The 24,913-nt window shown below is 71.3% G+C and carries 25 protein-coding genes; 16 read left to right on the top strand and 9 right to left on the bottom strand.

Translation table 11 applies throughout. The annotated features are described in order from the left end of the window. Positions 1-304: 304 nt before the first annotated feature. The 5 genes from AC1DP1_RS18445 to AC1DP1_RS18425 form a co-directional block, all read right to left on the bottom strand. Positions 305-1,081 (bottom strand): SDR family oxidoreductase, encoded by a 777-nt coding sequence (locus tag AC1DP1_RS18445; RefSeq protein ID WP_477508074.1) that lies wholly within the window; start codon positions 1,079-1,081, stop codon positions 305-307. A gap of 162 nt (positions 1,082-1,243) precedes the next feature. Beyond that, positions 1,244-2,029, bottom strand: a complete 786-nt coding sequence (gene dapF / locus AC1DP1_RS18440) for a diaminopimelate epimerase (protein WP_477508073.1) — start codon at positions 2,027-2,029, stop codon at positions 1,244-1,246. A gap of 29 nt (positions 2,030-2,058) precedes the next feature. Further along, positions 2,059-3,927 carry a gamma-glutamyltransferase gene (gene ggt, locus AC1DP1_RS18435; RefSeq protein ID WP_477508072.1) on the bottom strand — a complete coding sequence of 623 codons (1,869 nt, stop codon included), beginning with the start codon at positions 3,925-3,927 and terminating at the stop codon, positions 2,059-2,061. Between the two features lie 78 nt (positions 3,928-4,005). Beyond that, the gene (locus tag AC1DP1_RS18430; RefSeq protein WP_477508071.1) at positions 4,006-4,524 is read right to left on the bottom strand and encodes a dihydrofolate reductase family protein; all 519 of its coding nucleotides are present in this window, start codon (positions 4,522-4,524) and stop codon (positions 4,006-4,008) included. A gap of 48 nt (positions 4,525-4,572) precedes the next feature. Next, positions 4,573-5,148 (bottom strand): TetR/AcrR family transcriptional regulator, encoded by a 576-nt coding sequence (locus AC1DP1_RS18425; protein WP_457188762.1) that lies wholly within the window; start codon positions 5,146-5,148, stop codon positions 4,573-4,575. Positions 5,149-5,214: 66 nt separating this feature from the next. On the opposite strand from AC1DP1_RS18425, the gene AC1DP1_RS18420 reads away from it, so the two are divergent. Further along, positions 5,215-5,844: an NAD(P)H-dependent oxidoreductase gene (locus AC1DP1_RS18420; RefSeq protein ID WP_477508070.1), complete on the top strand. Its 630-nt coding sequence runs from the start codon at positions 5,215-5,217 to the stop codon at positions 5,842-5,844. Position 5,845: 1 nt separating this feature from the next. On the opposite strand, the gene miaA is transcribed toward AC1DP1_RS18420, so the two are convergent. Next, positions 5,846-6,760 carry a tRNA (adenosine(37)-N6)-dimethylallyltransferase MiaA gene (miaA, locus tag AC1DP1_RS18415; protein WP_477508069.1) on the bottom strand — a complete coding sequence of 305 codons (915 nt, stop codon included), beginning with the start codon at positions 6,758-6,760 and terminating at the stop codon, positions 5,846-5,848. A gap of 85 nt (positions 6,761-6,845) precedes the next feature. Here miaA and AC1DP1_RS18410 point away from each other — a divergent pair, with 85 nt between their 5' ends. The 3 genes from AC1DP1_RS18410 to AC1DP1_RS18400 are packed head-to-tail and all read left to right on the top strand — an operon-like array spanning position 6,846 to position 7,914. Beyond that, positions 6,846-7,064, top strand: coding sequence for an antitoxin (locus tag AC1DP1_RS18410; protein ID WP_300046964.1), 219 nt, complete (start codon positions 6,846-6,848; stop codon positions 7,062-7,064). A 20-nt stretch (positions 7,065-7,084) separates the two neighbouring features. Further along, positions 7,085-7,612 carry an NUDIX domain-containing protein gene (locus tag AC1DP1_RS18405; RefSeq protein WP_477508068.1) on the top strand — a complete coding sequence of 176 codons (528 nt, stop codon included), beginning with the start codon at positions 7,085-7,087 and terminating at the stop codon, positions 7,610-7,612. Continuing rightward, the gene (locus AC1DP1_RS18400) at positions 7,609-7,914 is read left to right on the top strand and encodes a hypothetical protein (protein WP_477508067.1); all 306 of its coding nucleotides are present in this window, start codon (positions 7,609-7,611) and stop codon (positions 7,912-7,914) included. Before AC1DP1_RS18405 ends, AC1DP1_RS18400 begins: the two co-directional genes overlap by 4 nt. 468 nt (positions 7,915-8,382) lie before the next feature. On the opposite strand, the gene AC1DP1_RS18395 is transcribed toward AC1DP1_RS18400, so the two are convergent. Continuing rightward, positions 8,383-9,516, bottom strand: coding sequence for a glycerate kinase (locus tag AC1DP1_RS18395; protein WP_477508066.1), 1,134 nt, complete (start codon positions 9,514-9,516; stop codon positions 8,383-8,385). After that, positions 9,513-10,547 (bottom strand): LacI family DNA-binding transcriptional regulator, encoded by a 1,035-nt coding sequence (locus AC1DP1_RS18390; RefSeq protein ID WP_477508065.1) that lies wholly within the window; start codon positions 10,545-10,547, stop codon positions 9,513-9,515. Before AC1DP1_RS18390 ends, AC1DP1_RS18395 begins: the two co-directional genes overlap by 4 nt. Before the next feature lie 113 nt (positions 10,548-10,660). Here AC1DP1_RS18390 and AC1DP1_RS18385 point away from each other — a divergent pair, with 113 nt between their 5' ends. The 10 genes from AC1DP1_RS18385 (at position 10,661) to AC1DP1_RS18340 (ending at position 21,891) form a co-directional block, all read left to right on the top strand. Beyond that, positions 10,661-11,899, top strand: a complete 1,239-nt coding sequence (locus tag AC1DP1_RS18385; RefSeq protein WP_477508064.1) for an amino acid ABC transporter substrate-binding protein — start codon at positions 10,661-10,663, stop codon at positions 11,897-11,899. Positions 11,900-11,923: 24 nt separating this feature from the next. After that, positions 11,924-12,802, top strand: coding sequence for a branched-chain amino acid ABC transporter permease (locus AC1DP1_RS18380; RefSeq protein WP_477508063.1), 879 nt, complete (start codon positions 11,924-11,926; stop codon positions 12,800-12,802). After that, positions 12,786-13,958 carry a branched-chain amino acid ABC transporter permease gene (locus AC1DP1_RS18375; protein WP_477508062.1) on the top strand — a complete coding sequence of 391 codons (1,173 nt, stop codon included), beginning with the start codon at positions 12,786-12,788 and terminating at the stop codon, positions 13,956-13,958. Before AC1DP1_RS18380 ends, AC1DP1_RS18375 begins: the two co-directional genes overlap by 17 nt. After that, a complete protein-coding gene (locus AC1DP1_RS18370; protein ID WP_477508061.1) occupies positions 13,955-14,731 on the top strand; it encodes an ABC transporter ATP-binding protein in 777 nt (258 codons plus the stop codon). The genes AC1DP1_RS18375 and AC1DP1_RS18370 overlap by 4 nt, the downstream gene beginning before the upstream one ends. Continuing rightward, a complete protein-coding gene (locus AC1DP1_RS18365; RefSeq protein ID WP_477508060.1) occupies positions 14,721-15,476 on the top strand; it encodes an ABC transporter ATP-binding protein in 756 nt (251 codons plus the stop codon). The genes AC1DP1_RS18370 and AC1DP1_RS18365 overlap by 11 nt, the downstream gene beginning before the upstream one ends. A gap of 16 nt (positions 15,477-15,492) precedes the next feature. Then, a complete protein-coding gene (locus AC1DP1_RS18360; RefSeq protein WP_477508059.1) occupies positions 15,493-16,632 on the top strand; it encodes a Gfo/Idh/MocA family protein in 1,140 nt (379 codons plus the stop codon). Continuing rightward, on the top strand, positions 16,629-17,789 hold the full coding sequence (locus AC1DP1_RS18355; protein WP_477508058.1) for a dihydrodipicolinate synthase family protein: 1,161 nt from the start codon (positions 16,629-16,631) through the stop codon (positions 17,787-17,789). The genes AC1DP1_RS18360 and AC1DP1_RS18355 overlap by 4 nt, the downstream gene beginning before the upstream one ends. Then, positions 17,786-18,703 (top strand): sugar phosphate isomerase/epimerase family protein, encoded by a 918-nt coding sequence (locus tag AC1DP1_RS18350; RefSeq protein ID WP_477508057.1) that lies wholly within the window; start codon positions 17,786-17,788, stop codon positions 18,701-18,703. Before AC1DP1_RS18355 ends, AC1DP1_RS18350 begins: the two co-directional genes overlap by 4 nt. A 59-nt stretch (positions 18,704-18,762) precedes the next feature. Then, on the top strand, positions 18,763-19,467 hold the full coding sequence (locus AC1DP1_RS18345) for a hypothetical protein (RefSeq protein ID WP_477508056.1): 705 nt from the start codon (positions 18,763-18,765) through the stop codon (positions 19,465-19,467). Positions 19,468-19,590: 123 nt separating this feature from the next. Next, positions 19,591-21,891 carry a PQQ-dependent sugar dehydrogenase gene (locus AC1DP1_RS18340; protein WP_477508055.1) on the top strand — a complete coding sequence of 767 codons (2,301 nt, stop codon included), beginning with the start codon at positions 19,591-19,593 and terminating at the stop codon, positions 21,889-21,891. A gap of 108 nt (positions 21,892-21,999) precedes the next feature. On the opposite strand, the gene miaB is transcribed toward AC1DP1_RS18340, so the two are convergent. After that, on the bottom strand, positions 22,000-23,505 hold the full coding sequence (gene miaB, locus AC1DP1_RS18335) for a tRNA (N6-isopentenyl adenosine(37)-C2)-methylthiotransferase MiaB (protein WP_477508054.1): 1,506 nt from the start codon (positions 23,503-23,505) through the stop codon (positions 22,000-22,002). 68 nt (positions 23,506-23,573) lie between these two features. Between miaB and AC1DP1_RS18330 the strand changes: the two genes are divergently transcribed. Then, the gene (locus tag AC1DP1_RS18330) at positions 23,574-24,071 is read left to right on the top strand and encodes a 2'-5' RNA ligase family protein (protein ID WP_477508053.1); all 498 of its coding nucleotides are present in this window, start codon (positions 23,574-23,576) and stop codon (positions 24,069-24,071) included. A 59-nt stretch (positions 24,072-24,130) separates the two neighbouring features. After that, positions 24,131-24,907 carry an amino acid ABC transporter ATP-binding protein gene (locus AC1DP1_RS18325; protein ID WP_477508052.1) on the top strand — a complete coding sequence of 259 codons (777 nt, stop codon included), beginning with the start codon at positions 24,131-24,133 and terminating at the stop codon, positions 24,905-24,907. Positions 24,908-24,913: the final 6 nt, after the last annotated feature.

The raw sequence follows: 24,913 nt of genomic DNA, 5'->3' as shown, positions 1-24,913 counted from the left end.
CGGCCGCTCGGCTCGGGCGGTCGTGCCGTCGGACGCGGCCGGGCCAGGCGGCTGCGGCTCGGCGCGCTGCGTCCCGCCGCGGCGTACCCCCATCCACCGTCGTACGAGCGATGCCAGCTCGTTGTCGTCGCTGTCAGCTGCTGCGCGCGGCTCCACCACGTTGGTCATCGACGCCCCCCACAGGCTGTAGATGCATGCTTCCCTCGGGCACCATCCACCCTTTCGGGCGACCCGCGCGTGGGATCTCCCGAATCGTGGACGACGGTCTGGACCAGTCAGGCAGCCGTCGTGGAGGGGGCAGACCTCACTTGGGTGGCATCCGGATGCCGCCGTCGACGCGGATCGTCTCGCCGTTCATGTAGGAGTTGGTCAGGCACTCCACGACCATGCTGGCGAGCTCCTCGGCGCGACCGAGGCGCTTGGGGAACAGCACGTTCTGGCCGAGGTTGGCCTTGAACTCGTCGGGGTTGGGGAACGCGTCGTAGATCGGCGTGTCGATCAGCCCGGGCGCCACGGTGTTGAGCCGGATGCCGGCCGCGGACAGGTCGCGGGCGACGGGGAGGGTCATGCCGACGACGCCGCCCTTGGAGGCGGAGTACGACGCCTGGCCGATCTGGCCGTCGAAGGCGGCGACCGAGGCGAGGTTGACGATCGCGCCGCGCTGGCCGTCGGCGTCGGGCTCGTTGCGGCTCATCACGGTCGCGGCCTGCCGCGTCATGTCGAAGGTGCCGATGAGGTTGATCTCGACGACCTTGCGGAAGGCGTCGAGGTCGTGCGCCTGCTCCAGCAGCCCGTCGCGACCGATGGTGCGCTGCGCCCAGCCGATGCCCGCGGAGTTCACGCACGCACGCAGCGGCGCGATCTCGGCGGCTGCCTCGACGGCGGCCGCGACCTGGTCGGTCTTCGTCACGTCGACGGAGGCGAAGACGCCGCCGATCTCGGCGGCCAGCGCCTCGCCCTTCTCGGCGTTGAGGTCGGCGACGACGACGACCGCACCCTTCGCAGCGAGGGCGCGGGCGACGGCGGCACCGATGCCGCTCGCGCCGCCGGTGACGATGGCGGTGGATCCGGTGATGTCCATGATCCGGATGCTATGAGACGGGCAGCGACGACCGACGCAGGAGGTCGGCGAGTGGGTCCGGGTCTCGGTACAGCCGTGCGCGCCTTCGTTCCTCAGCCGCGCGGCCACTCGACCTGGTCGAGCCCACCCGTCGACCTCGTTCCTCGGTCGACGCTGCTCGCCTCACAGGTCGGTGACGCCCTCGGCGACGAGCACGGCGGGGCCGGTCATCAGCACGCGGTCGTCCTCGGTCCACACCACGTGCAGCGTCCCGCCGGGGACGTCCACGCGGTACGTCGTCCCGCGAGGGGCGTCGTCGGCCAGCGCCGTGGCGACGGCCACCGCACATGCGCCGGTGCCGCACGAGCGGGTCTCCCCCGACCCGCGCTCGTGGACGCGCATCGCGACGTGGCGCTCACCGCGGCGCACCACGAACTCGACGTTGACACCCTCGGGGTAGATCGCGTCGTCGTGCTCCGGCGGCTCGATGAGCGGGCCCGGCTCGGCCAGGTTGTCGACGTAGGCCACGGCGTGCGGGTTGCCCATCGAGACGTGGAGCGCCGGCCACGACCGCCCCATCACCGACACCTCGGTCTCTCCCAGCACCTCGGGCGTGCCCATGTCGGCGGTGAACTCGTCGCCGGACCGGTCGAGGACCTTCACCCCGGCGCGGGTCCGGATGCTCATCGGGAAGGCCTCGCCCTCGCGCTCGTGGAGGTAGCGCGCGAAGACCCGGATGCCGTTGCCGCACATCTCGCTGACCGACCCGTCGGCGTTGCGGTAGTCCATGAACCACCCGTCGCCCTCACGGACCGCCCGCAGCACCCCGTCGCCGCCGATGCCCGAGCGCCGGTCGCACAGCGCGCGCACGCGCTCCTCGGACAGGTCGCCGTGGAGGGTGCCGTCGGCGTCGGGCAGCACCACGAAGTCGTTCTCCGTGCCGTGGCCCTTGAGGAAGGGGTAGCTCACGCGAGGAAGTGTCCCACCCGGACGGGCAGCTAGCGGGCGTCGACCACCTTCGCCGAGCCCTTGCCCCGACGGCTCGGCTCGGCCACCGCGGTCATCCGGTTGCGCGGACCGAGCTCGATCGCCGTCGCCGCACCGATCTCGGCGGCGCTGGTGAACGCGTCGCCCGCCGGGACGAGGGTGTGGCCGAGGGCGGACAGCGCCGGTCCGTAGGTCGCGATGAACGCCGGCTCGGCGGTCACGTTGGCGGTGTTGCGCTGGGTGGCGCGAGGCGCCGCGATGGCCTCCTCGATCGTCATGCCGAGGTCGATGCGGTTGACCAGCATCTGCAGCACGGTCGTGATGATCGTCGAGCCGCCGGGCGAGCCGAGCGCCAGGAACGGCTTGCCGTCCTTGAGCACGATCGTCGGCGACATCGAGCTGCGCGGGCGCTTGCCCGGCTGGATGCGGTTGGGGTCAGCGGCGTCGTACACCGTCGAGAAGTCGGTGAGCTCGTTGTTGAGCAGGAAGCCGTAGCCCGGCACGACCATCCCCGAGCCACCGGTCTGCTCGATGGTGAGGGTGTACTCGACGACGTTGCCCCACTGGTCGGCGACCGTGAGGTTGGTGGTCGAGATGTTCTCGGTGTCGGCGTCGGTCGTGCCCTTCGCCGACGACGCGGCGGTGCACACGCCGTCGTAGGACGTCACGTCGCCGGCCGGGACCGGCTTGGTCGCTGCCTTCGTCGGGTTGAGCGAGCAGGCTCGCTCGGCGGCGAACCGGTCGTCGAGGAGCCGCTTGGTCGGGACGTCGACGAAGGCCGGGTCGCCGACGTACTTGCCGCGGTCGGCGTAGGCCAGGGCGCTGGCCTCGAGGTAGTGGTGGAGCGCCTGCTCCGGCGTCATCGCCGAGAGGTCGTAGCGCTCGAGGATGTTGAGCGCCTCACCGACGGTCGTGCCGCCCGACGACGACGGCGCCATGCCGTAGACGTCGTGGCCGCGGTAGCTCGTCTTCGCGGCGCGCTGCGAGCGGACCTTGTAGTCGCGCAGGTCGCGGGCGGTGAGCCAGCCGGCGGGCACGGGGAGGTCGGTGTTCTTGGTCGTGCGCGGCTTGCGCACCACCTCCGACATGAGCCGCGCCAGCTTGCCGCGGTAGAACGCCTTGGTGCCGCGCTGGGCGATCAGGTCGTAGGTGTCGGCCAGCTCGGGGTTGCGGAAGATCGAGCCGATCTTCGGTGCGTCGCCCTTGGGCAGGAAGAGCTTCTTGGAGTCCTTGAACGCCGCGAAGCGCACCTCGTTGTCGAGGGTCTGCTGGCGGAAGGTCTCGTCGACCTTGAACCCACGACGCGCGACCTTGGTGGCCGGCGCGAGCGCCTCGCCGAGCGACCACGTGCCCCAGTTGTCGAGCGCCTTGTCCCAGGTGGCGAGGGAGCCGGGCGTGCCGACGCTCGCACCGCTGGTGACCAGGTCGGGGGTGAACGTGTAGGGCTTGCCCGTCGCGGGGTCGATGAACGCGTCCTGCGGCATCTTCATCGGCGCGGTCTCGCGGCCGTCGAGGGTGCGGACCTTGCCGGACTTCGCGTTGTAGTAGACGAAGTAGCCGCCACCGCCGATGCCCGCGCTGTAGGGCTCGGTGACGCCGAGCGTCGCCGCTGCCGCCACCGCGGCGTCGACGGCGTTGCCGCCCGCCTTGAGGACCTTGAGCCCGGCCGCGCTCGCCTCGGGGTCGACCGTGCTGATCGCGCCGCCCTTGCCGACCGCGGTCGGGTCCTTGACGGTCGGGCGGTCAGAGGTGGTCGACGGCGCTGGCGCTGCCTGCGCGGCCGACTGGGCGGGGACCGGCGTGGCGACCAGTGCTGCGGCGACGGCCAGTCCACTGGCAGCCGAGACACCGGCGGTGACGCGGCGGGCGAGGTAGGGCATGGGGATCCTCCCGAGAGTCGATGGCACCACCCTGCCGCGGCCCCCACGGGTTGTCCAACACCCCCGGGGGTGCGTCGGTCAGCGGACGACCGAGTAGCGGCCACACATGAAGTCGCGGTTGCGCGCGACCTCCTCGAGGCGCAGCTCGACGTGGCGCGGCAGCACGGGAGCGCCGCTGCCCACGGTCACCGGCGCGTACTGGATCCACACCTCGTCGAGCAGGCCCGCGTCGTGGAACTGCCCGACCAGCTCGCCACCGCCGACCACCCACAGGTCCTTCCCGTCGGCGGCCTCGGTCATCTCGGCGTGGATGCGCGGGACGTCGTCGCGGTCGAACCGCACGCTCGGCGGCGCCTCCGGGAAGGTGCGGTGGGTCAGCACCCAGGTCGGCAACGGGCCCCACGGGTCGTCGTCGTGGTCGAGGATCCACTGCCACGTGGTGGCGCCCATCGCGCACGCCCCGAGCCGCTCACGGAACCCCGGGTAGGCCATCGGGCCCTTCATGTCGATGTCGCGCGAGGTCAGCCAGTCGAGCGAGTGGTCGTCGGTCGCGATGAAGCCGTCGAGCGTGGAACCGGTGTAGTAGATCGTCGCCATCGGACCACCATGGCACCGACCACCGACACCGCGCTTGATCGATCGTGCCTACCGGACGAGGGCGTCGAGCGCCGGCTGGGCCGCCTCGACGGGCAGGTGCCCGAGGGTGATCAGCTGCGCCATGCCGTGCACGGTCGACCACAGCGCCGCCGAGAGGGCCATCGGGTCACGGCCCGAGTAGCCGGGCTCCTGCACCAGCTGCCCGACCAGGGAACCGAGCAGCTCCTCGTTGCGGGCGATCAACGGCGCCATCTCCGCGCTCGGCGCGCCGGCGGCGCAGTAGTCGGGGTCGAAGACCAGCGCGAACGCCTGCGGGTGGGCGGCGGCGTAGCTGACGTAGGCCAGCCCGAGCGCCCGCACCTTCTCGACCGTCCCGTCCGCCGCGGCGACCGCCTCCTCCTGCGCGGCCAGCAGCGCCGCCATGCCGCGTACGCCGAGCGCGCTGAGCAGCGCGGCCCGGTCGCCGAAGTGGTGGTAGGGCGCGTTGTGGCTCACCCCGGCGCGGCGCGCGACCTCACGCAGGCTGATCTTCGCCGCGGACGTGGTCTCGAGCAGGTCGAGCGCGGCGTCCTCGAGCGCGGCCTGGAGATTGCCGTGGTGGTATCCGCTCGCAGATCTTGACATGAGCAACATCCTACTTCAATGTGGACGTTGTCCAGATTCTTGTCACTGTCCAGATAGGAGCCCGCCATGGGCAACGTCCTCGTCATCGACGGCCACCCCGACCCCGCCTCGCTCACCGCGCACCTCGCCACGTCGTACGCCACCGGTGCCGGCGCCTCCGCCACCTCCCTCGTGCTGCGCGAGCTCGACTTCGACCTCACCCTCCGCACGGGCTACCGCAGCCCGCAGGTGCTCGAGCCCGACCTCGCCCGGGCCCAGGCGCTGCTCGAGTGGGCCGACCACGTCGCTGTCTTCACCCCGCTCTGGTGGGGCTCGGTGCCTGCCCTCCTCAAGGGCTTCTTCGACCGCACGCTCGAGCGCGGCTGGGCCTTCCGCTACAAGGACAACGGCATGCCCGAGGGCCTCCTCGCCGGTCGCACCGGCCGGCTCGGGGTCACCTCCGACTCGCCGCGGTGGTACCTCCCGCTCGTCGGCGACAGCACCGTCAAGCAGGTCCGCGGCCGCACGATGGAGTTCTGCGGCATCAAGCCGACCCGGCTGACGCGGTACGCCGACGTCCGCGGCCGCACCGAGGAGCAGCTCGCCACCTGGATCCGGGAGGCGGCCGGCCTCGGGGCCGCCGACGCTGCTCGCCCGGGTCGCCCCGACCGACCGGGCCACCCCGACGTCGTACGACCGGAGCCGGCCGCGGCCTGAGTCAGCCGCCGAGCCGCTCGACCGCCCCGACCGCCTTCTCCACGCGGTCGGGGTCGTCGTGCGCGACCCACACGATGCGCGGGTCCTTGCGGAACCACGAGTCCTGGCGGCGCGCGAAGCGGCGGGTGGCGACGGTCGTCTGCTCGATCGCCTCGGCGAGGGTGCGGTCGCCGGCGAGGTAGCCCATCACCTCCCGGTAGCCGATGGCCCGCGAGGCGGTGCGCGCGTCGGCGAGGCCGCGGGCGAGCAGCGCCTCGACCTCCTCGACGAACCCGCCCGCGAACATCTCCTCGACCCGCCGGGCGATCCGCACGTCGAGCGTCGGCCGGTCGATGTCGACGCCGACCTGCACGGTCAGCGGGTCGACGTACTCCAGCCGCGGGAGGCTCGCGCTGTAGGGCCTTCCGGTGAGCGCGACGACCTCCAGGGCGCGGACGACGCGGCGCCCGTTGTCAGGCAGGATCTGCGTGGCTGCATCGGGGTCGACCCCCGCCAGCCGCTGGTGCAGTGCGTGGCTGCCGACCCGCTCGAGCTCGACCTCGAGCTCGCGGCGCAGTGACTCGTCGGTGCCGGGGAACTCGAAGCGGTCCACGATCGCGCGGGTGTAGAGGGCCGAGCCGCCGACCAGCACGGGGGTGGCGTCGCGGCCGCGGATGTCGGCGATCGCGTCACGCGCCCAGCCCTGGAAGAGTGCGACGGTCGCCGGCGCGGTGAGCTCGTAGAGGTCGAGCAGGTGGTGCGGGATCCCGCGGCGCTCCGACTCCGGCAGCTTGGCCGTGCCGACGTCCATCCCGCGGTAGACCTGCATCGCGTCGGTGTTGACGACCTCTCCCCCGAGCCGCTCCGCGAGGTCGAGGCTCAGGCCCGTCTTGCCCGACGCCGTGGCACCGACGAGGGCGACGACCGGACGAGGCATGCCCCGATTGTCGCAGCGTGGCTAGTCTCGGCAGCGCCGGTGTCCTCATCCGCCAGGGTGGCCGGAGATGTCCCGAGGAGGACCCATGAGCTTCATGGACAAGGCGAAGGCCAAGCTCACCGAGGCCGTCGACCAGCACGGCGACAAGATCGCGCAGGGCATCGACAAGGCCGGCAGTGTCGTCAACGAGAAGACCGGCGGCAAGCACGCCGACAAGATCGACCAGGCCACCGGCAAGGCGCGCGACGCCCTCGACTCCCTCGACGGCAAGAACGACGACATCCCGCCCGGCACCACCCGCTGACCGACCCCTACGGTGACCGCGTGACCGACCGCTTCGCCCTCGTCCCGGCGTCCTACGTCTACCTGCTGCGCGACGGGGCCGACGGCACGGAGGTGCTTCTCCAGCAACGGGGGCCGGTCCCCTACATGGCCGGACACTGGGCGGCCGCAGCCGCCGGGCACGTCGAGCCCGGCGAGACGGCGTACGACGCCGCGAGCCGCGAGGCGCTCGAGGAGCTCGGCATCACCGACCTCGACCTCGACTTCGTGCTCACCATGCAGCGCAGCCAGTTCGGCCCGGCCGTCGAGGAGCGGGTCGACTGGTTCTTCACCGCGCGCTCGTGGACCGGCGAGCCGCGGATCGTCGAGCCCGACAAGGCGGCGTCGCTGGGGTGGTTCGCGCTGGACGCCCTCCCCGAGCCGATGGTGCCGCACGAGGCCCACGCCCTCACGCACCTCTTCTCCGGGGTCGGCTACCTCACCTTCGGGTGGGACGCTCGCCCGAGCGGGGGTGGCCCGAGCGCGCCGGCCGCGACAGGATCCACTGAGACCCAGGGAGGGAATCGATGAACGAAGAACTGAGCCCGATGCCCGAGCCGTACGCCGAGGAGCCCCAGCTGGTGCCCGGTGGCGTCGACGCATTGGACGAGGACCCGGCCGATGCGGGTCTTGCGCGTGACCTGAACCCCGACGACAACCCCGCCGTCGACGACGTCCTGCCCGACGAGATCGCCGAGCCGGACGAGAAGCCGCAGGCGCCCGAGGGCGAGGCGGAGGACAAGGAGTCCGACACCCCCCGAGGCTCCGACTCCGAGGACGGACCCAGCGCCGGTCAGGAGGCCGAGGACGGCTCGCCCGAGCCTCCCGCCTGAGCGCTGCCTCACCGTCGCGGATCCTCGTCGGAGTCCCGGCACGAGCGGGGACATTCGACGACAGTGCGGTGATGGTGGTGCACCTGGTGCGCCACCATCACCGCACTGTGCTTCTCCAAGGACCGCGCGGCCCAGCGGCGCGCCGACCCAGCGGCAGCAGACGGCCCCGGACGCCACGGGCGGGACGACTCGCTGATCCAGGTCGCTGTGGTCCGTGACCGAGCCGTGCGCGCGCCATCCGGCTATGCGCTACACCGCCTCGCGGGTTCGAGGCGAAAGTGCAGTGGAACGCGAGCCCGCCCCGCGTACGCGTCACGAGCCCGCATCCCTCGGCTGGGGCCAGGTGTACGGCCGACCCTGCGCCACAGCCGTACGCGTCGGCGCGTTGCACAACCCTCGCGGGTGGGCCGGACAGGTGACGGCGCGCCCGAGGTGCCCGGACAGGTGGCGCCTGGCCGGTTGATCGCACTAGTGCGGTGATCTTGGTGCACCTGGTGCACCAGCACCGCACTGCCAGGCCAGGTGGTCGCGCGCGATGCGCTCGCCGAGGTCGGCGAGGAGCCGCGCCGGCTCGCGGAGGCAGATGTCGACGTCCGGTTCGACCTCGGTCAGGGCGTACGCCGCCCGGATGCCGGCCGCGGCGAGCTGCTCCGTCGAGAGGAGGTTGCGGCCGCAGACGGCCACCACGGGCGCACCCGCTCGTCCGGCTGCGGCCGAGACGCCGACGGGCGCCTTGCCGCGCAGGCTCTGCGCATCGAGCGAGCCCTCACCGGTCACCACGAGGGACGCCCCGCGGACCCGGTCGTCGAAGCCGAGCAGGTCGAGCATCAGCGCGATCCCCGGGCGCAGCTCCGCGCCCAGCACGGCGACGAGCCCGAACCCGACGCCGCCGGCTGCCCCCGCCCCGGGCTCGTCGCGACGGTCAGCACGCGTCGCGACGGCGACCCGGTCGGCCCAGCGGACCAGTCGCACGTCCAGCCGGGCGACGTCGTCAACGCTCGCCCCCTTCTGGGGTGCGTAGACCGGGGCGGCCCCGTCGGGACCGGTGAGCGGGTTGTCGACGTCGCAGGCCACGACCACCCGGGACTCGGCGAGCGCCGGATGGAGCCCGTCGAGCTCGAGACGATCGCCGTCGTCGCGCGCGCCGAGGGCGCACAGCACGCCCAGCCCTCCGTCGGTGCTGGCGCTCCCGCCGATCCCGACGACGAGGTCGCGGCATCCGGCGTCGAGGGCGTGGGCCATGACCTCGCCGAGGCCACGGCTCGAGGCGGTCAGCGGCGCGGGCGTCCCGCCGGGCAGCCGGGCGAGGCCGCACACGTCGGCCATCTCGATGACGGCCGTCGCACCGCGTCGCGCATAGGCCGTGCGGACCGGACGGCCGGTCGGCCCGGAAGCCGTGACGGGGACGCGCTCGAACCCGCTGGCCACCGCTGCATCCAGGGTGCCGTCGCCGCCGTCGGCGACCGGCACGCAGTCGACATCGGCCCCCGGCACCGCCCGCCGCAGGCCCACAGCGACGGCCTCGGCGACGAGCGGGGCGGACAGCGAGCCCTTGAACTTGTCGGGTGCGACCAGCACGCGCGGAGCTCGCGCCGCACTCATGCGGGCGGTCGCCCGGTCGAGTCGCGGACCACCAGCTCGGCGCCGACCGTGCGGCGGCGGGGACGCGTGCCGGGCTCCTTGAGCGCAAGGAGCAGGGCTTGCTCCCCCATCTCCGCCATCGGCAGGCGGACGGTCGTGAGCGACGGCGCCAGGTCGCCAGCCACTGCCACGTCGTCGAAGCCGGTGACCGACACCTGACCCGGAACGGACACCCCTCGCGCGCGCAGCGCGGACAGGACGCCGATGGCCATGTCGTCGTTGAGGGCGAGCACTGCCGTCATCCCGGGGTGGTCGGCGAGGATCCGCTCGGCGGCGTCCTTGCCGCCCGCTCGCGTGAAGTCGGCCTCGACCACCGGGAGGTCGGCGAAGTCCAGGCCGGCAGCGGTGCAGGCCTGCTCGATACCGGCGAGCCGGTCGGCGACCGTGGTGAGCTGACGGGACCCGCTGGCCACGGCGATGCGACGGTGGCCGAGCGCGAGGACGTGCTCGGCGACGGCGCGCGCACCGCGGAGGTTGTCGGGCAGCACCGCGTCGACGCCGAGGTGGTGGCGTCCGATGACGGCGACCCGGCCGCCGGCGCGTTGGAACGCCTGGAGCTCTGCCTTGGCCGGCGCCTGGACCGAGGCGTCGACGAGGCCCGACCCGGCGACGATGATGGCGCCGACGCGATTGGCGACGAGCATCCGCAGCTGCTCCAGCTCCCGCGCAGGGTCGCGCCCGGTGTGGCAGATCTGGACGGTGAGTCCCTCGCGCGCGCCCACACCGAGCACGCCGCTGGCGATCTCGGAGAAGTAGGGGTCGCCGATCTCGTGCACCACGAGCCCGACCGAGCGGGTCGAGCCGCCCGCCAGGCTGCGCGCGTGCAGGTTGACGACGTAGCCCATCGCGCGCGCCTGCTCCCGCACCCGCTCGGCGACACCTTCGCTGACACCGGGAGCTCCCGAGAGGCTGCGCGAGGCGGTCGCGATCGACACACCCGCGGCCTCGGCCACGTCCTGCAGCCGCGGGCTCGATGGCGTCCCCTTGGGCATCCGCGTCGTCCTCCTGTCCTCGGTCCGGCTCGTTGAGATGTGACCCTTGCCACACATCGGCGTTCATGCCTACAGTAGCCGAAAGCGCTTACGAAAGCGCTTACGCATTGGACATGAGGAGTGACATGAAGGTCAAGACCCCCTACCGCGTAGCCGGACTCGCCGCGGCCTCCTGCCTCGCCCTGACCGCCTGCATGAGCTCCGGTGGTGACGACGCGTCGGGTGCAGACAGCGACACCATCACCATCGGCATCTCCCTCCCGCTCACCGGAGACTTCTCCGAGCCTGGCAAGGGTGTCCAGCGCGGCTACGAGGCGTGGGCCTCGTGGATGAACGAGAACGGCGGACTGCTCGGCAAGGACGTGGAGCTCAAGATCCTCGACGACCAGTCCAACGCCGATCGTGTCGCCTCGGACTACGAGAAGCTCATCAACCAGGACGGCGTCAACCTCGTCTTCGGCCCCTTCTCCACCCGCCTCGTGGTGCCCGCGGCCCAGGTCGCCCAGGACTACGGCTTCCTCTTCGTGGAGCCGGCCGGCGCCGCTGAGGAGGTCTTCACCCAGGGCTTCGACAACCTCTTCTACGCCGCCCCGGCCGTCGCGCAGGACCACTACAACAACCTCGCCGACGCGATCGAGGCCATGCCCGACGACGAGCGTCCCGAGACCGCGGCGTTCGCCGCCATGGACGACCCGTTCGCCATGGGCACCGCATACGGCCTGCGCGACCGGCTCGACGAGATGGGCGTCGAGATCGTCGTGGACGAGGTCTACCCGCCGAACACGACCGACTTCAGCTCGATCGCCGCCAAGATCGCCGACAGCAACGCCGACATGGTCGTCGGCGGGACGCAGTACCAGGACGCTGTCAACCTCATCGTGGCGCTGCAGCAGCTCGACTACCAGCCGCAGATGGCGGCCTTCTCGACCGCGCCGACCAACGCCGAGTTCGCCGAGGCGATCGGCGACAAGACCGAGGGCATCCTCTCCCCGACCGGCTACACGACCCAGGCGGAGTACCCCTCCAACACGGAGTTCGTCGAGTACTACACCGAGCTCAACGGCACCCCTCCCGGTGAGGACGAGGCCAACGCCTGGACCACCGGCCAGGTCGTCGCGGCAGCCGTCGAGGCCGTCGAGTGCGCCGACCCCGACGCGGAGTGCCAGTCCCAGCTCATCGACTGGCTCCGGGAGAACGAGGTCGAGACGGTCGTCGGTCCGCTCACCTGGGACGCCGAGGGCCGCCCCGAAGGAGCCCACCTCATCCAGCAGTACGTCGACGGCGAGATCAAGATCGTCCTCCCCCAGGACACGGCCGAGGCCGAGCTCATCGTCGACAAGCCCAACTGGTGACCAACGGATCGGATAGCTGACACCATGTCCCTCGTCTTCCAGAGCCTCGTGCTCGGCGTGCTGCTGGGAGGGCTCTACGCCCTCCTGGCCGCGGGCCTCACGCTCTACTTCGGCGTGATGCGGGTGGTGATGATCGCCCACTCGGCGTTCCTCATCCTCGCCGCCTACCTCGCCTGGTTCTTCAACCGTGAGACCGGCATCGACCCGCTCGTCTCGTTGCTGTTCACCGTGCCGATCTTCTTCGTCCTCGGTGTGACGATGCAGCGGACACTGCTCTCCCGGCTTCGTCCTGCGACCCTGACGATGATGTCGGTGCTGCTCACCTTCTCGGTGGCACTGGTCATCGAGGGGATGCTGGGCTTCGTCTTCTCCGGCACCCAGCGCCGCATCCGGCTGCCCTACGGCGGCGACAGCCTCGAGCTGTTCGGCGCCAACATCCCGGTCGTCAAGCTGATCGCCTTCGGGATGGCCGCGGTCTCGCTGCTCGCCCTCTACCTGATCCTCAAGAAGACGCCGTTCGGCCAGGCCCTGCGCGCCACCATTCAGCACCCCGAGGCCGCCCGACTGATCGGCATCAACACCGAGCGGATCGCCGGATACGGGTTCGGGCTGGGCCTGGCGACGGCAGCGATCGGCGGCACCGCCCTGTCGCTCGACTCGACGATCTACCCCTCGCTGCACTGGCACTGGATCGGCCCGCTCATGGCGATCATCGTGGTCGGCGGGCTCGGCAGCGTACCGGGGGCCGCGATCGCGGCCCTGGTCCTCGGCCTGGGCCAGAGCCTGTTGCAGATCCCGATGGGGACCACCTGGGCACAGACCATCTTCTACGTCGCGCTGTTCGCGACCTTGATGGTCCGCCCGCAAGGATTCTTCGGAGGTCGTCTTGCCCAGCGCTTCTAGCTCCGCCACTCCCGCAGCCACCGCCGCCCCGCGCGGCGGGCTCGCGCTCAAGCTCGTCGGCCTGGTCGTCCTGGCCGCCGCCGTCCTCTCCTTCCCGAGCATGGCCCCGAACGCCTTCATCCTCTCGGTGGGCGTCGTGATCATGAGCTACGCCGTCCTGGCCACCTCGTGGAACTTCGTCGGCGGGTTCACCGGCTACATCTCGCTCGGCCACGCGTCCTACTCCGGCCTGGGCGGCTACGGCACGGCCCTGCTGGTCATCCACACCGACATCAACCCGTGGATCGCGCTCCTGCTCGGCGGCCTCGGCGTCGCCGTCCTGGCCGTGCCGATCGGCATCGCCAGCCTCCGGGTGCGCGGTGCGTCGTTCGTGATCGTCTCGATCGCCCTCGTGCTCATCCTGCTGCTGGTCTTCCAGTCGTGGAGCAGCGTCACGGGCGGCTCCAACGGCCTTCGTGTGCCGCGCCCGTTCGGCACCGACGTGCTCCGGCCCGAGCAGCACGAGCGCTTCTTCTACATCCACGCCGCGCTGCTCGCCGTCGCCCTGCTGTGCTGGTGGCTGATCGACCGCTCCCGCTTCGGCATGGGCCTGAAGGCGATCCGTGAGGACGAGGACAAGGCGCAGTCCCTCGGCGTCCCCACCTTCAACTACAAGCTGACCGCGTTCGTGGTGTCGGCGTTCTTCACCGCCTTGGGCGGTGGGTTGTACGCCCTCTGGTTCGGGTTCCTGGACCCGATCTTCCAGTTCTCGATCCTCGTCGGCTCCTACATGGTGCTGATGAGCCTGCTCGGCGGCATCCGGAGCCTGTTCGGTCCGCTGCTGGGCGCGGTGATCGTGGGCTACGCGCTGGAGTACTTCAAGAACGCCTACGGCGACACCCAGTTCCACCTCGTCGCCCTGGGCCTCCTGCTCGCGCTCGTGGTGCTGTTCATGCCGGACGGGATCATCCCGGCCGTCACCGCGGGCATCCAGCGCTTCCGTCCCCAGGCCGCCTCCATCCGCGAGGAGAGCGCGGCCGAGCTCGCGGAGCAGCGGGCCCGTAAGCACGCCGCGAGCGACGTACCTCCAGACGAGCGCACCGGCAAGGACGCCACGAACATCTCAGCCCACATCCAGCCCGAGAACGCCGACGAGACACAAGGAGCCCGCTCGTGACCGCCACCAGTGCAGCCGCGGCCGTCCCCGACCAGTCGTTCGAGGTCAGCCTCGCCACCCAGGGGCTCACCAAGTCCTTCGGCGGCGTGCGGGCCATCGACGGGGCCGACGTCCACTTCCACCACGGCAAGGTCAACGCCCTGATCGGACCCAACGGGTCGGGCAAGACGACGTTCTTCAACTGCGTGACGGGGATGATCAAGCCCGACTCCGGCACCGCGACCTACCGCGGCACGGACATCACCGGCAAGGCCTCCCACCGGATCGCGCGGGCGGGCATCGGGCGCAGCTTCCAGCTGTGCCGGATCTTCCCGCGGATGACGGTCATGGAGAACATGCTCGTCGCGGTTCGCTCGACCTCGGTGCTCACGCTGCTGGGCTCCTCGCGCAACGACGCCCAGCTCGAGCGTGCCCGTGAGCTGTTGGCGCGCGTCGGCATCGACCACCTCGAGCACTCACTGGCGATGGACATCTCCTACGGCCAGCAGAAGCTCCTCGAGCTCGCCGGCGTGCTGATGGCCGACCCGGAGACGATCATGCTCGACGAGCCGGCCGGCGGCGTGAACCCGGCCCTCATCGACCGGATCGCCACGCTCGTCCAGGAGCTCAACGCTGAGGGCAAGACCTTCATCGTCGTCGAGCACAACATGGAGCTGGTGATGAGCCTCTCCGACCATGTCGTGGTCTTCGACCGCGGCCGCCCGATCTGTGAGGGAACCCCGGACGTCGTGCAGAACGACTCCCGAGTGCTGGAGGCCTACCTTGGCGTCTGAAACGACCGACTACCTGCTCGAGCTCACCGACATCGAGGCGGGATACGGGCGGGCAGCGCTGGTGCTGCGCGGGCTCACCGTCAAGGTGCCGGCCTCCACCGTCGTGTGCCTCGTCGGCCCCAACGGGGCGGGCAAGTCCACCGTCCTCAAGGTCGCCAGCGGGATGCTCACCCCGCGCGCCGGGACCATCAAGGTCGGCGGCCAGGACGTCACCCGCAACAGCCCCCAGCAGATGCTGGGCGCGGGCCTGTCCCACGTCCTCCAGGGCCACAGCGTCTTCAAGGAGATGACGGTCGAGGAGAACGTGCGGCTGGGCGCCTACTCGTTGAAGGAGAAGGGCGAGATCAACGACCGGATCGACTTCGTCAAGACCCTCTTCCCCGTGGTCGCAGACCGGTGGACCGCGCTGGCCGGAGCCCTGTCCGGCGGACAGCAGAAGCAGGTCGAGTTCGCTCGCTCGCTGATGGTCTCGCCGCGGGTCGTCCTGCTGGACGAGCCGTCGATGGGGCTGGACCCCAAGGCCACCGGCACGGTCTTCGAGCAGGTGGTGCGCATGCGCGACGCCGGCACCGCGGTGCTCCTGGTCGAGCAGAACGCGCGTCGGGCCCTGGAGACGGCCGACCTGGGCTGCGTCCTGGACCTCGGCCGGGTGCACATCTCCGGCAAGGCCAGCGACCTGCTCGCCGACCCCCAGCTCGCCGAGCTCTACCTCGGCGGGCGACCCAAGACCCCCACGACCACCTGACGATCGAGGACACACCATGCCCGACACCACCTATCGCATCCTGATGAACGGCGTGACCGGCCGGATGGGATACCGCCAGCACCTGCTGCGCTCGATCCTCGCCATCCGCGACGACGGCGGCATCGCGATGCCCGACGGCACGCGGCTGCAGGTCGAGCCGGTGCTGCTCGGCCGCAACGCCGACAAGCTGGCCCGGCTCGCGGACCAGCACGGGATCGCGGACTGGTCGACCGACCTCGACACCGCGCTCGCCGAGGACCCGGCCCCGATCTACTTCGACGCCCAGGTCACCAGCGAGCGCAAGACGGCGATCCTCAAGGCGGCTGCCGCCGGCAAGCACGTCTACACAGAGAAGCCGATCGCGGAGACCGTCGCGGAGGGCGAGGAGCTCGTCGCGGCCGCCGAGAAGAGCGGCATCATCAACGGCGTCGTGCACGACAAGCTCTACCTGCCGGGGCTGATGAAGCTCAAGCGGCTCGTCGACTCCGGCTTCTTCGGCCGCATCCTCTCGGTGCGCGGGGAGTTCGGCTACTGGGTGTTCGAGGGCGACGGCCTGCCCGCCCAGCGCCCCAGCTGGAACTACCGTGCGGAGGACGGCGGCGGGATGGTCCTCGACATGTTCTGCCACTGGAACTACGTCCTGGAGAACCTCTTCGGCGCGGTCGAGGCGGTCACCGCCAAGGCCGTCACCCACATCCCCGCGCGGTGGGACGAGCAGGGCGAGCGGTACGACGCGACGGCCGACGACGCGGCGTACGCCATCTTCGAGCTGGCCGGCGGCATCATCGCGCAGGTCAACTCCTCCTGGGCGGTGCGCGTGGAGCGCAAGGAGCTCGTGGAGTTCCAGGTCGACGGGACCCACGGCTCGGCGATCGCCGGACTGTTCAACTGCCGCATCCAGCCACGGGACGCCACGCCGATGCCTGTCTGGAACCCCGACCTGCCGACGACCGATGACTTCCGCGGCCAGTGGCGCGAGATCCCCGACAACCAGGTCTTCGGCAACGGCTTCCGCGCGCAATGGGAGCAGTACCTGTTCGACGTGCACGCAGGACGGCCGCACCACTACGACTTCGCCGCCGGCGTCCGCGGGCTCGAGCTCGTGGATGCGGGCCTGACGTCCTCCCGCGAGGGCCGCCGGGTGGCCCTGCGATGACGGTCTCCGTCGACGTCCCGCTCGCCGACGGCGGGTGGGAGGCGGTGGTCCTCCACGAGCCGCGGCAGTGGAAGGACCATCCCCAGCCCTTCGCCCAGCGGGTCGCCTTCGCCGCCGCGCACGTGGTCGCCGACGCCCGCGGGGAGAACGTGCCCGGCGCGCCCGCCGTCGTCGACTGGGACGCCACGCTGGCCTTCCGCCGCGAGCTGTTCCGCTACGGCTTCGGCGTCGCCGAGGCCATGGACACCGCGCAGCGCAACATGGGCCTGGACTGGCCCGCGGTGCAGGAGCTGGTCCGCCGCTCCGCCGAGCAGGCCCGCGACTACGACGCCCGGATCGCCTCGGGCGCCGGCACCGACCACGCCGGAACGGGTGCGACCCTCGACGCGGTGCGCAAGGCGTACGCCGAGCAGGTCGGGTTCGTGGAGTCCACCGGCTCCCAGGTCATCCTGATGGCCTCGCGCCAGCTGGCGGCCGCCGCCGCGAGCGCCGACGACTACCTCGCGGTCTACGCCGAGCTGCTCGAGCAGGTGCGCGAGCCGGTGGTGCTGCACTGGCTCGGCGAGGCCTTCGACCCCCAGCTGCGCGGCTACTGGGGATCGACCGACGTCGCGACCGCGACGGCCACCTTCCTCGACCTGGTCCGGGCGCACGCCGACAAGGTCGACGGGGTGAAGGTCTCGCTGCTCTCCGCCGACCACGAGACTGGGCTGCGAGCGCAGCTGCCTGACGGCGTCAGGCTCTACACCGGCGACGACTTCAACTACCCCGAGCTGATCAAGGGCGACGGCACCCATCACTCCGACGCCTTGCTGGGGGCCTTCGCCGCGATCACGCCGGCCGCCTCCGCGGCACTTGCCGCGCTCGACGAGGGCGACCTGGCGACGTACGACGCCGAGATGGCGCCAACGCTCCCGCTGTCGCGGCACGTGTTCGAGGCGCCGACCTACTACTACAAGACCGGCATCGCGTTCCTGTCGTGGCTCTGCGGCCACCAGCCGGGCTTCACGATGGTCGGCGGGCTGCAGTCCGCCCGCAGCTCGGTCCACCTCGGCCGGCTCTTCGCCCTGGCCGACGAGGCGCGGCTGCTGCCGGACCCCGAGCTCGCCGCCCACCGGATGCGGCTGTGGCTCGACGGCGCGGGGCTGTCCCGATGACCGCCTCCGAGGTCGCCGTCGACACCGCGCTGGACGTGCCGTCCGGAGCACCCGCCCGCGTCGAGACCCCGGCGCCGGGCGACCCGCGGCTGGCCCGTCTCTCGCTCAACCAGAAGACGGTCGACGGGTGGAGCCTGCGCGAGGCGGTCGAGGGCTGCGTCGCCGCCGGCCTCCCGGCCATCGGCGCCTGGCGCGAGCCGGTGGCCGCGGTCGGGCTCGAGGCCGCCGCCCGGATGGTCTCCGACGCGGGCCTGCGCGTCTCCTCGGTGTGCCGGGGCGGCTTCTTCACGGGGGCCGGCGACCTGTCGGTTGCCGAGCGGCACGACGACAACCGTCGCGCGCTCGACGAGGCAGCGGCGCTCGGCGCTCCCTGCCTGGTGCTGGTCCCCGGCGGCCTGCCCGCGGGCGACCGCGACCTGCCGAGGTCGCGCGCCAGGGCGGGCGACGCGATCGAGGCGCTGGTCCCCCACGCCCTGGACGTCGGCGTGCGCCTCGCCATCGAGCCCATGCACCCGATCTTCGCCGCCGACCGCGGCGTCGTGTCGACGCTGGCGCAGGCGCTCGACATCGCCGACCCGCTGCCGGTCGAGGCCGTCGGCGTGGTCGTCGACACCTTCCACGTGTGGTGGGAGCCGGGCGTGGAGGAGCAGATCGCCCGCGCCGGGGACCGCATCGCGTCCTACCAGGTCTGCGAGTGGATCACCCCGCTGCCGCCCGACGCGCTGCTGTCGCGCGGGATGATGGGTGACGGCCACATCGACTTCCCCCGCCTCACCTCCCTCGTGTCCGCCGCGGGCTACACCGGCGACGTCGAGGTCGAGATCTTCAACGCCGACGTCTGGGCCGCCGACGGCCGCGACGTCGTCGCCACCCTCGCGCGCCGCTACGTCGAGCTCGTGGAGCCGCACCTCTGACGATCCCGCCCGACCACCTGCCGTCACACCTCATTTCTCGGACAAGGAAGGCAGAACACATGAACAGACGTCGGACCACCACTGCCCTGATCACGGGCGCGGTGCTCGCTTGGCCCGCCGCGCTCCCGGCCGCCACCGCGGCCGCACCGGACGACGTTCGAACCACGCGGGTCGTCGCCCCCGCCACGCCGCAGCACTGGGACCCGCTCACCGACGACCTGTGGGCCTACGAGGGCGAGGAGCTCGTCCTCACCCGCCCCGGGACGAACCCGAACGACGGCGTCCGGCGCCCCTTCGAGTACGCGATCGTGACGAAGGGCCCCGAGCTCACCGACACCAGCGTCCGCGCCGAGGTGCGCCTCGACGAGTCGGTCGCGGTCAGCAACCGCGACGTGATCGTGATCTGGAACTACCAGGGCCCGAAGCGCTTCTACTACGCCCACTTCTCCCAGGACAACACGATCTACCCCCACAACGGGATCTTCGTCGTCGACAACGCCGACCGCCGTCGCGTCGACGACCAGTGGACCGGTTCCGTCGGTGCCCCGCCGGCCGTCACCGACGCCGACTGGCACGACGTGCGCGTCGACCACGACGCGAGCACCGGCGCGATCAGGGTGTGGGTCGACGGCGCCGCCGAGCCGCTGATGACGGGCACCGACACGACGTTCACCGGTGGTCGCGTCGGCTTCGGCTCCTTCGACAACTTCGGCCGCACCCGCCACTTCCGAGCGACCGGCACCGCAGCCCCCACTGCACCGTGACCGCTCCCTGATCCCCGCCGGTCCCCTGACTCGCGTCGGGGGACCGACGAGGGCTGCCACGGCCCCAGCCAAGGAAACGCGGCAGCAGTTGTCTCCAACCACCTCAACAGTAGGGACCGCCCCATGCGAAAGACACGTTGGTGGGTCACTGCCGTCACCACATCCCTGGTGGCAGCGGCCCTCTCCCCCCTGGCCACGTCGGCCACGGCGACGGACGCCTCCGGACCCGGTGCACCGCCGATCCCGCCCGACCCGGAGCCCTCCAACCTCGGCCTCGTGCTCGAGGAGTACGCCCAGCTGCCCGCGTCCGAGCCCAACGGGCCGTGGACCGACGTCCGGCTCGGCGACCGCCACAACCGGATCAACTACATCGGCGAGGTGCCCGACGGATCCGGCCGCCTGTACGTGCCCGACCTCAACGGTGACCTCTACCTGCTCGAGGACAAGCAGCCGTCGGTCTACCTCGACCTCGCCTCGCGCTTCCCGGAGTTCATGGCCTGGCGCGGTCTCGGGTCCGGCTTCGGGTTCGTCAGCTTCCACCCCGAGTTCGAGGACAACGGGAAGTTCTACACGACCCACACCGAGACGCCCAACGCCCCCGGTGACCAGACCTACCCGGGCCAGCCCAACGGCAGCGCCGCGGTGCAGAGCGTGGTCACGGAGTGGACGGCCGACGACCCGGCCGCCGACACGTTCAGCGGCTCCAGCCGCGAGCTGTTCCGCTTCCGCTTCGTCGGCCAGACCCATGCCATCCAGCAGATCGACTTCAACCCGACCGCCGAGCCCGGTGACGAGGACTACGGCCTGCTCTACCTCGCCGTCGGCGACGGTGGCTACGGCGTGAGCGCGTCGGACCCGCAAGACCTCGACACCCCCGCCGGCAAGATCCTGCGGATCGACCCGGCCGGCACCGACGGGCCCAACGGCCAGTACGGCATCCCGGCGAGCAACCCGTGGGTCGGCGAGGCCGGCGCCCTGGGCGAGATCTACGCCATCGGCATGCGCGACCCGCACCGGTTCAGCTGGGACGCCGCGGGCACGAACGACATGTTCCTCGGCCACATCGGCCAGCGGGCGATCGAGGCGGTCTACGAGGTCGACGCCGGCGACGACTTCGGCTGGCCCGACGTCGAGTCCCGCCTGGACTACCAGAACGAGACGCAGTGCCGGCTCGACCCGATGACCGATGAGCAGGCCGCCAAGGGCTACGACTTCCCCGTCGCGTCCTATGCGCACGACACCCCGGCCAACTGGAGCTGCAACTCCGACTCCGGCCACGCCATCTCGGGTGGACACGTCCACCGCGGCGACCTGCAGGGCCTCAAGGGCATGTACGTCTTCGGCGACCTCGTCGAGGGCAAGGTGTTCTACACCCACGAGGCCCACATGCGGGACGACGCCGAAGGCCCGGCCGACCGCGAGGCGACCGTGCGCGAGCTGCAGCTCTACGACACCTCGGGCACCCGCATGCGGATGACCGACTTCGTCGGCGACGGCCGCGTCGACCTGCGCTTCGGCACCGACGAGGACCGCAGCCTCTACCTGCTCGCCAAGGCCAACGGCATGGTCTGGAAGGTCGTCGGGACCAAGCGCGCCCCGTGGCCGGACGACGTCGAGCCGTCCCTGCGTGACTCCGTCGTGGCGTCGTACGACTTCGAGCATCCCTTCGCGGCCAACGACTCCTACGAGGAGGACCAGGGCGCGAGCCGCACGCTGATCCGCCTCGTCAACGGCGGCGACCGGATGCGCGTCGACGACGGCGCCCGCCCGGGCTCGAACAACTCGCTGCAGGTGCACAGCGCGGCCGAGTCGCCGACGGGCACGGCGTGGAAGGCCGGGGTCTACGAGAACGACGCCGACGGCGTCGCCTCGCTCTCCCGCTTCACCAGCGCGAAGGGCACCACGGTGATGGGCTGGTTCAAGATGACCGGGCAGAACCCGACGGCCGGCTACAACGCCATCGGCCTGGCCGGCGTCCTCGCCGGCAACTCCGACGGGCACGGCGTACGCGCCCTGCTCGAGCTGATCAACGTCAACGGCGAGCTCAAGCTGGTCGCCCTCGGCCGACGCCTCGACACTGGCGGCTCGTGGACCTACGCGGCCTCCCAACCGTGGCAGGAGCTGCTGCCGAACGACGAGTGGGTGCACCTCGCGGCGACCTTCGACTTCGCGAAGGGGTCGATGGCGCTCTACCGCAACGGCAAGCCGGTGGACGGTTCGTACACCGCCACCAACGACCCGTGGCGCGTCGACGGCACCGGCACCTCGGCGACCAACCCGCGCGGGATCAAGATCGGTGGCTCGTTCCCGCAGAACGGCACCGAGCGCAACCCGTGCAACTGCCGCATGGACGACCTGATGTTCCTCGACACGGTCGCCAGCGCGAGCGAGGTGGCCCGGCAGTACCGCCGGTTCCTGCGCTGACGATCCCAGCTGGTCGAGGAAGGCGCTCTGGCGCCTGTCACGAGACCCGGCCACCCAGGCCGGGTCTCGTGACGGCCGCTTCGCGGCCTCCTCGACCGGCGGTCGCTGCTAGCCGCAGGCGTTGGCCGCGGGCGGGAGAGGGGCGGGCACGCCGACCGACGGCATGCCGAGCCCGACGGCGGACGCGGCAGGCGGGGCGGACGTACGACGCTCCCAGGCGTCGCCGGCGCGGGTGCGGCGGACCGACTGGATCGCGCTGTCGGCGACGAGGTGGTGCGGGGCGGCGTAGGTGATCTCGACGGTCACCATGTCGCCGGGTCGCACCGAGTCCTCCGGCACCGCCGAGAAGTCGGCGGCGAAGTGGACGAGGCGGTTGTCACGCGCGCGGCCGGAGAGGCGCTTCGTCTCGGCGTTCTTGCGGCCCTCGCCCTCGGCGACCATCAGCTCGACGGTGCGACCGACGAGCGCCGTGTTCTCCGACCAGGCGATCTCGTCGACGACCTCGGCCAGGCGCAGGTAGCGGTCCTTGACCACCTCAGGCGGGACCTGGTCCTCGAGGACCGCGGCCGGGGTGCCGGGGCGCTTGGAGTACTGGAACGTGAAGGCCGAGGAGAAGCGGGCGGCCCGCACGACGTCGAGCGTCGCCTGGAAGTCCTCCTCGGTCTCGCCGGGGAAGCCCACGATGATGTCGGTGGTGATCGCGGCGTCGGGGATCGCGGCCCGCACCCGCTCGATGATCCCGAGGTACTTCGACTGGCGGTAGGACCGGCGCATCGCTCGCAGGACCGCGTCCGATCCCGACTGCAGCGGCATGTGGAGCGACGGCATCACGTTGGGCGTCTCGGCCATCGCCTCGATGACGTCGTCGGTGAACTCCGCGGGGTGCGGGGAGGTGAAGCGCACCCGCTCGAGCCCCTCGATCGATCCGCAGGCGCGCAGCAGCTTGGAGAAGGCCTGGCGGTCGCCGAACTCGACGCCGTAGGCGTTGACGTTCTGTCCCAGCAGGGTGATCTCGGTGACGCCCTCGGCGACCAGCGCCTCGACCTCGGCGAGGATCTCGCCGGGCCGGCGGTCCTTCTCCTTGCCGCGCAGCGCCGGCACGATGCAGAACGTGCACGTGTTGTTGCACCCGACCGAGATGGACACCCAGGCGGCGTACGCCGACTCGCGCTTGGTGGGCAGCGTCGAGGGGAAGACCGACAGCGACTCGAGGATCTCGACCTGCGCCTCCTCGGCGACCCGCGCCCGCTCGAGCAGCACCGGCAGCGAGCCGATGTTGTGAGTGCCGAAGACCACGTCGACCCAGGGCGCCTTCGCAGTGATGGTGTCGCGGTCCTTCTGGGCCAGGCAACCACCGACGGCGATCTGCAGGTCCGGCTTGCTGGCCTTGACCGGCGCCAGGTGGCTCAGGTTGCCGTAGAGCTTGTTGTCGGCGTTCTCCCGCACCGCGCAGGTGTTGAAGACGACGACGTCGGCCTGCTCGTCCGAGCCGGCGCGGACGTAGCCCGCGTCCTCCAGCAGGCCGCTGAGCCGTTCGGAGTCGTGGACGTTCATCTGGCACCCGTGGGTCTTGACCTCGTAGGTGCGTGCGGGAGTCTCTGCGACGGTGCTCATCTCGGGGTCAAGGGTACGGCGGCCGGCGGGGGCCCGGGAATCGCGAGGCCGCGACCTAGGCTCGCGACATGCCTCGCATGCACGCGCTCGAGCTGCTGCCCGACGACGCCGGCTGCGACGTCGTACGCCGTGACTGGCAGGCGCTGCGCGACGTGGGCCTGCCCTCCCAGCTCGACCACCGCGGCGCCACCAACAGCCCGCACGTCACGGCGCTGGCCGCGCCGGCGCTCGGCGCGGACGACGAGCAACGCGCCACCGAGCTGGTGGCAAGGCTGCTGCCGGTGGAGGTCCGGGCGTCGGGGATCGCGATCCTCGGCGGTCGTCGCGTCTCGGTCGTGCGGGTGCTCGACGTGCCCGACGAGCTGGCGCGCGCCGTGCTGCAGCTCCGGTCGCAGGTGCGCGACGTGCAGCACCTGGGGTGGCTGCCGCACGTCACCCTGGCCCGGCGGATGGATCGCGCCGACGTGGGCCGCGCCGTGGAGGCGCTGGGGCACGAGGACGTGGTCCTGACGCTCACGTCGCTGCGCCGCTGGGACCCCGACGCGGGAATCGTCATCACTCTGTAATAGTCCGAACGGGCCATGCGTGATGGCCCTCGCGGTCCACGTGCCGATAGGTTGCGCCTATGACCGCGCAGGAATCGGGCACCGTCAGCGCCGGCCGGGGTGAGGCCCTCGTCGTGCTGGACGGCGTCCAGAAGCACTTCGGGCAGCTCCACGCCCTCAAGGACATCGACCTCACCGTCAAGCGCGGCGAGGTCGTGGTCGTGATCGGGCCGTCCGGCTCGGGCAAGTCCACGCTCTGCCGCACGATCAACCGGTTGGAGACGATCGACGAGGGCACGATCACCCTCGACGGCAAGGACCTCCCGCAGGAGGGCAAGGCGCTCGCCGCCCTGCGCGCCGAGGTCGGCATGGTCTTCCAGAGCTTCAACCTCTTCGCCCACAAGACGATCCTCGAGAACGTCACGCTCGGCCCGATCAAGGTCCGCGGCATGGGCAAGGCCGAGGCCGAGAAGAAGGCGCGCGAGCTCCTCGACCGCGTCGGCGTCGGCCACCAGGCCGAGAAGTACCCCGCCCAGCTCTCCGGCGGCCAGCAGCAGCGCGTGGCGATCGCCCGTGCGCTGGCGATGGAGCCGAAGGTGATGCTCTTCGACGAGCCGACCTCCGCGCTCGACCCGGAGATGATCAAGGAGGTCCTCGACGTGATGGTCGACCTCGCCCAGCAGGGCATGACGATGGTCGTCGTCACCCACGAGATGGGCTTCGCCCGCACCGCAGCCGACCGCGTCGTGTTCATGGCCGACGGCGCGATCATCGAGGAGAACACCCCGGAGGAGTTCTTCACCCACCCACGCTCGGACCGCGCCAAGGACTTCCTCGGCAAGATCCTCAAGCACTGAGGCATC

Source organism: Nocardioides sp. P4_G10 (genome assembly GCF_056401175.1).
Note: the sequence above shows the minus strand (reverse complement) of the source record. Positions and strands in the feature narration are given on the sequence as shown.

What these genes read in the sequence shown, in the direction of transcription:
- AC1DP1_RS18445 (WP_477508074.1), bottom strand. Translation starts at nt 1,081, where the DNA reads ATGGACATCACCGGATCCACCGCCATCGTCACCGGCGGCGCGAGCGGC.
- ggt (WP_477508072.1), bottom strand. Translation starts at nt 3,927, where the DNA reads ATGCCCTACCTCGCCCGCCGCGTCACCGCCGGTGTCTCGGCTGCCAGT.
- AC1DP1_RS18430 (WP_477508071.1), bottom strand. Translation starts at nt 4,524, where the DNA reads ATGGCGACGATCTACTACACCGGTTCCACGCTCGACGGCTTCATCGCG.
- AC1DP1_RS18425 (WP_457188762.1), bottom strand. Translation starts at nt 5,148, where the DNA reads ATGTCAAGATCTGCGAGCGGATACCACCACGGCAATCTCCAGGCCGCG.
- AC1DP1_RS18420 (WP_477508070.1), top strand. Translation starts at nt 5,215, where the DNA reads ATGGGCAACGTCCTCGTCATCGACGGCCACCCCGACCCCGCCTCGCTC.
- miaA (WP_477508069.1), bottom strand. Translation starts at nt 6,760, where the DNA reads ATGCCTCGTCCGGTCGTCGCCCTCGTCGGTGCCACGGCGTCGGGCAAG.
- AC1DP1_RS18410 (WP_300046964.1), top strand. Translation starts at nt 6,846, where the DNA reads ATGAGCTTCATGGACAAGGCGAAGGCCAAGCTCACCGAGGCCGTCGAC.
- AC1DP1_RS18400 (WP_477508067.1), top strand. Translation starts at nt 7,609, where the DNA reads ATGAACGAAGAACTGAGCCCGATGCCCGAGCCGTACGCCGAGGAGCCC.
- AC1DP1_RS18395 (WP_477508066.1), bottom strand. Translation starts at nt 9,516, where the DNA reads ATGAGTGCGGCGCGAGCTCCGCGCGTGCTGGTCGCACCCGACAAGTTC.
- AC1DP1_RS18390 (WP_477508065.1), bottom strand. Translation starts at nt 10,547, where the DNA reads ATGCCCAAGGGGACGCCATCGAGCCCGCGGCTGCAGGACGTGGCCGAG.
- AC1DP1_RS18385 (WP_477508064.1), top strand. Translation starts at nt 10,661, where the DNA reads ATGAGGAGTGACATGAAGGTCAAGACCCCCTACCGCGTAGCCGGACTC.
- AC1DP1_RS18380 (WP_477508063.1), top strand. Translation starts at nt 11,924, where the DNA reads ATGTCCCTCGTCTTCCAGAGCCTCGTGCTCGGCGTGCTGCTGGGAGGG.
- AC1DP1_RS18360 (WP_477508059.1), top strand. Translation starts at nt 15,493, where the DNA reads ATGCCCGACACCACCTATCGCATCCTGATGAACGGCGTGACCGGCCGG.
- AC1DP1_RS18355 (WP_477508058.1), top strand. Translation starts at nt 16,629, where the DNA reads ATGACGGTCTCCGTCGACGTCCCGCTCGCCGACGGCGGGTGGGAGGCG.
- AC1DP1_RS18350 (WP_477508057.1), top strand. Translation starts at nt 17,786, where the DNA reads ATGACCGCCTCCGAGGTCGCCGTCGACACCGCGCTGGACGTGCCGTCC.
- AC1DP1_RS18345 (WP_477508056.1), top strand. Translation starts at nt 18,763, where the DNA reads ATGAACAGACGTCGGACCACCACTGCCCTGATCACGGGCGCGGTGCTC.
- AC1DP1_RS18340 (WP_477508055.1), top strand. Translation starts at nt 19,591, where the DNA reads ATGCGAAAGACACGTTGGTGGGTCACTGCCGTCACCACATCCCTGGTG.
- miaB (WP_477508054.1), bottom strand. Translation starts at nt 23,505, where the DNA reads ATGAGCACCGTCGCAGAGACTCCCGCACGCACCTACGAGGTCAAGACC.
- AC1DP1_RS18330 (WP_477508053.1), top strand. Translation starts at nt 23,574, where the DNA reads ATGCCTCGCATGCACGCGCTCGAGCTGCTGCCCGACGACGCCGGCTGC.
- AC1DP1_RS18325 (WP_477508052.1), top strand. Translation starts at nt 24,131, where the DNA reads ATGACCGCGCAGGAATCGGGCACCGTCAGCGCCGGCCGGGGTGAGGCC.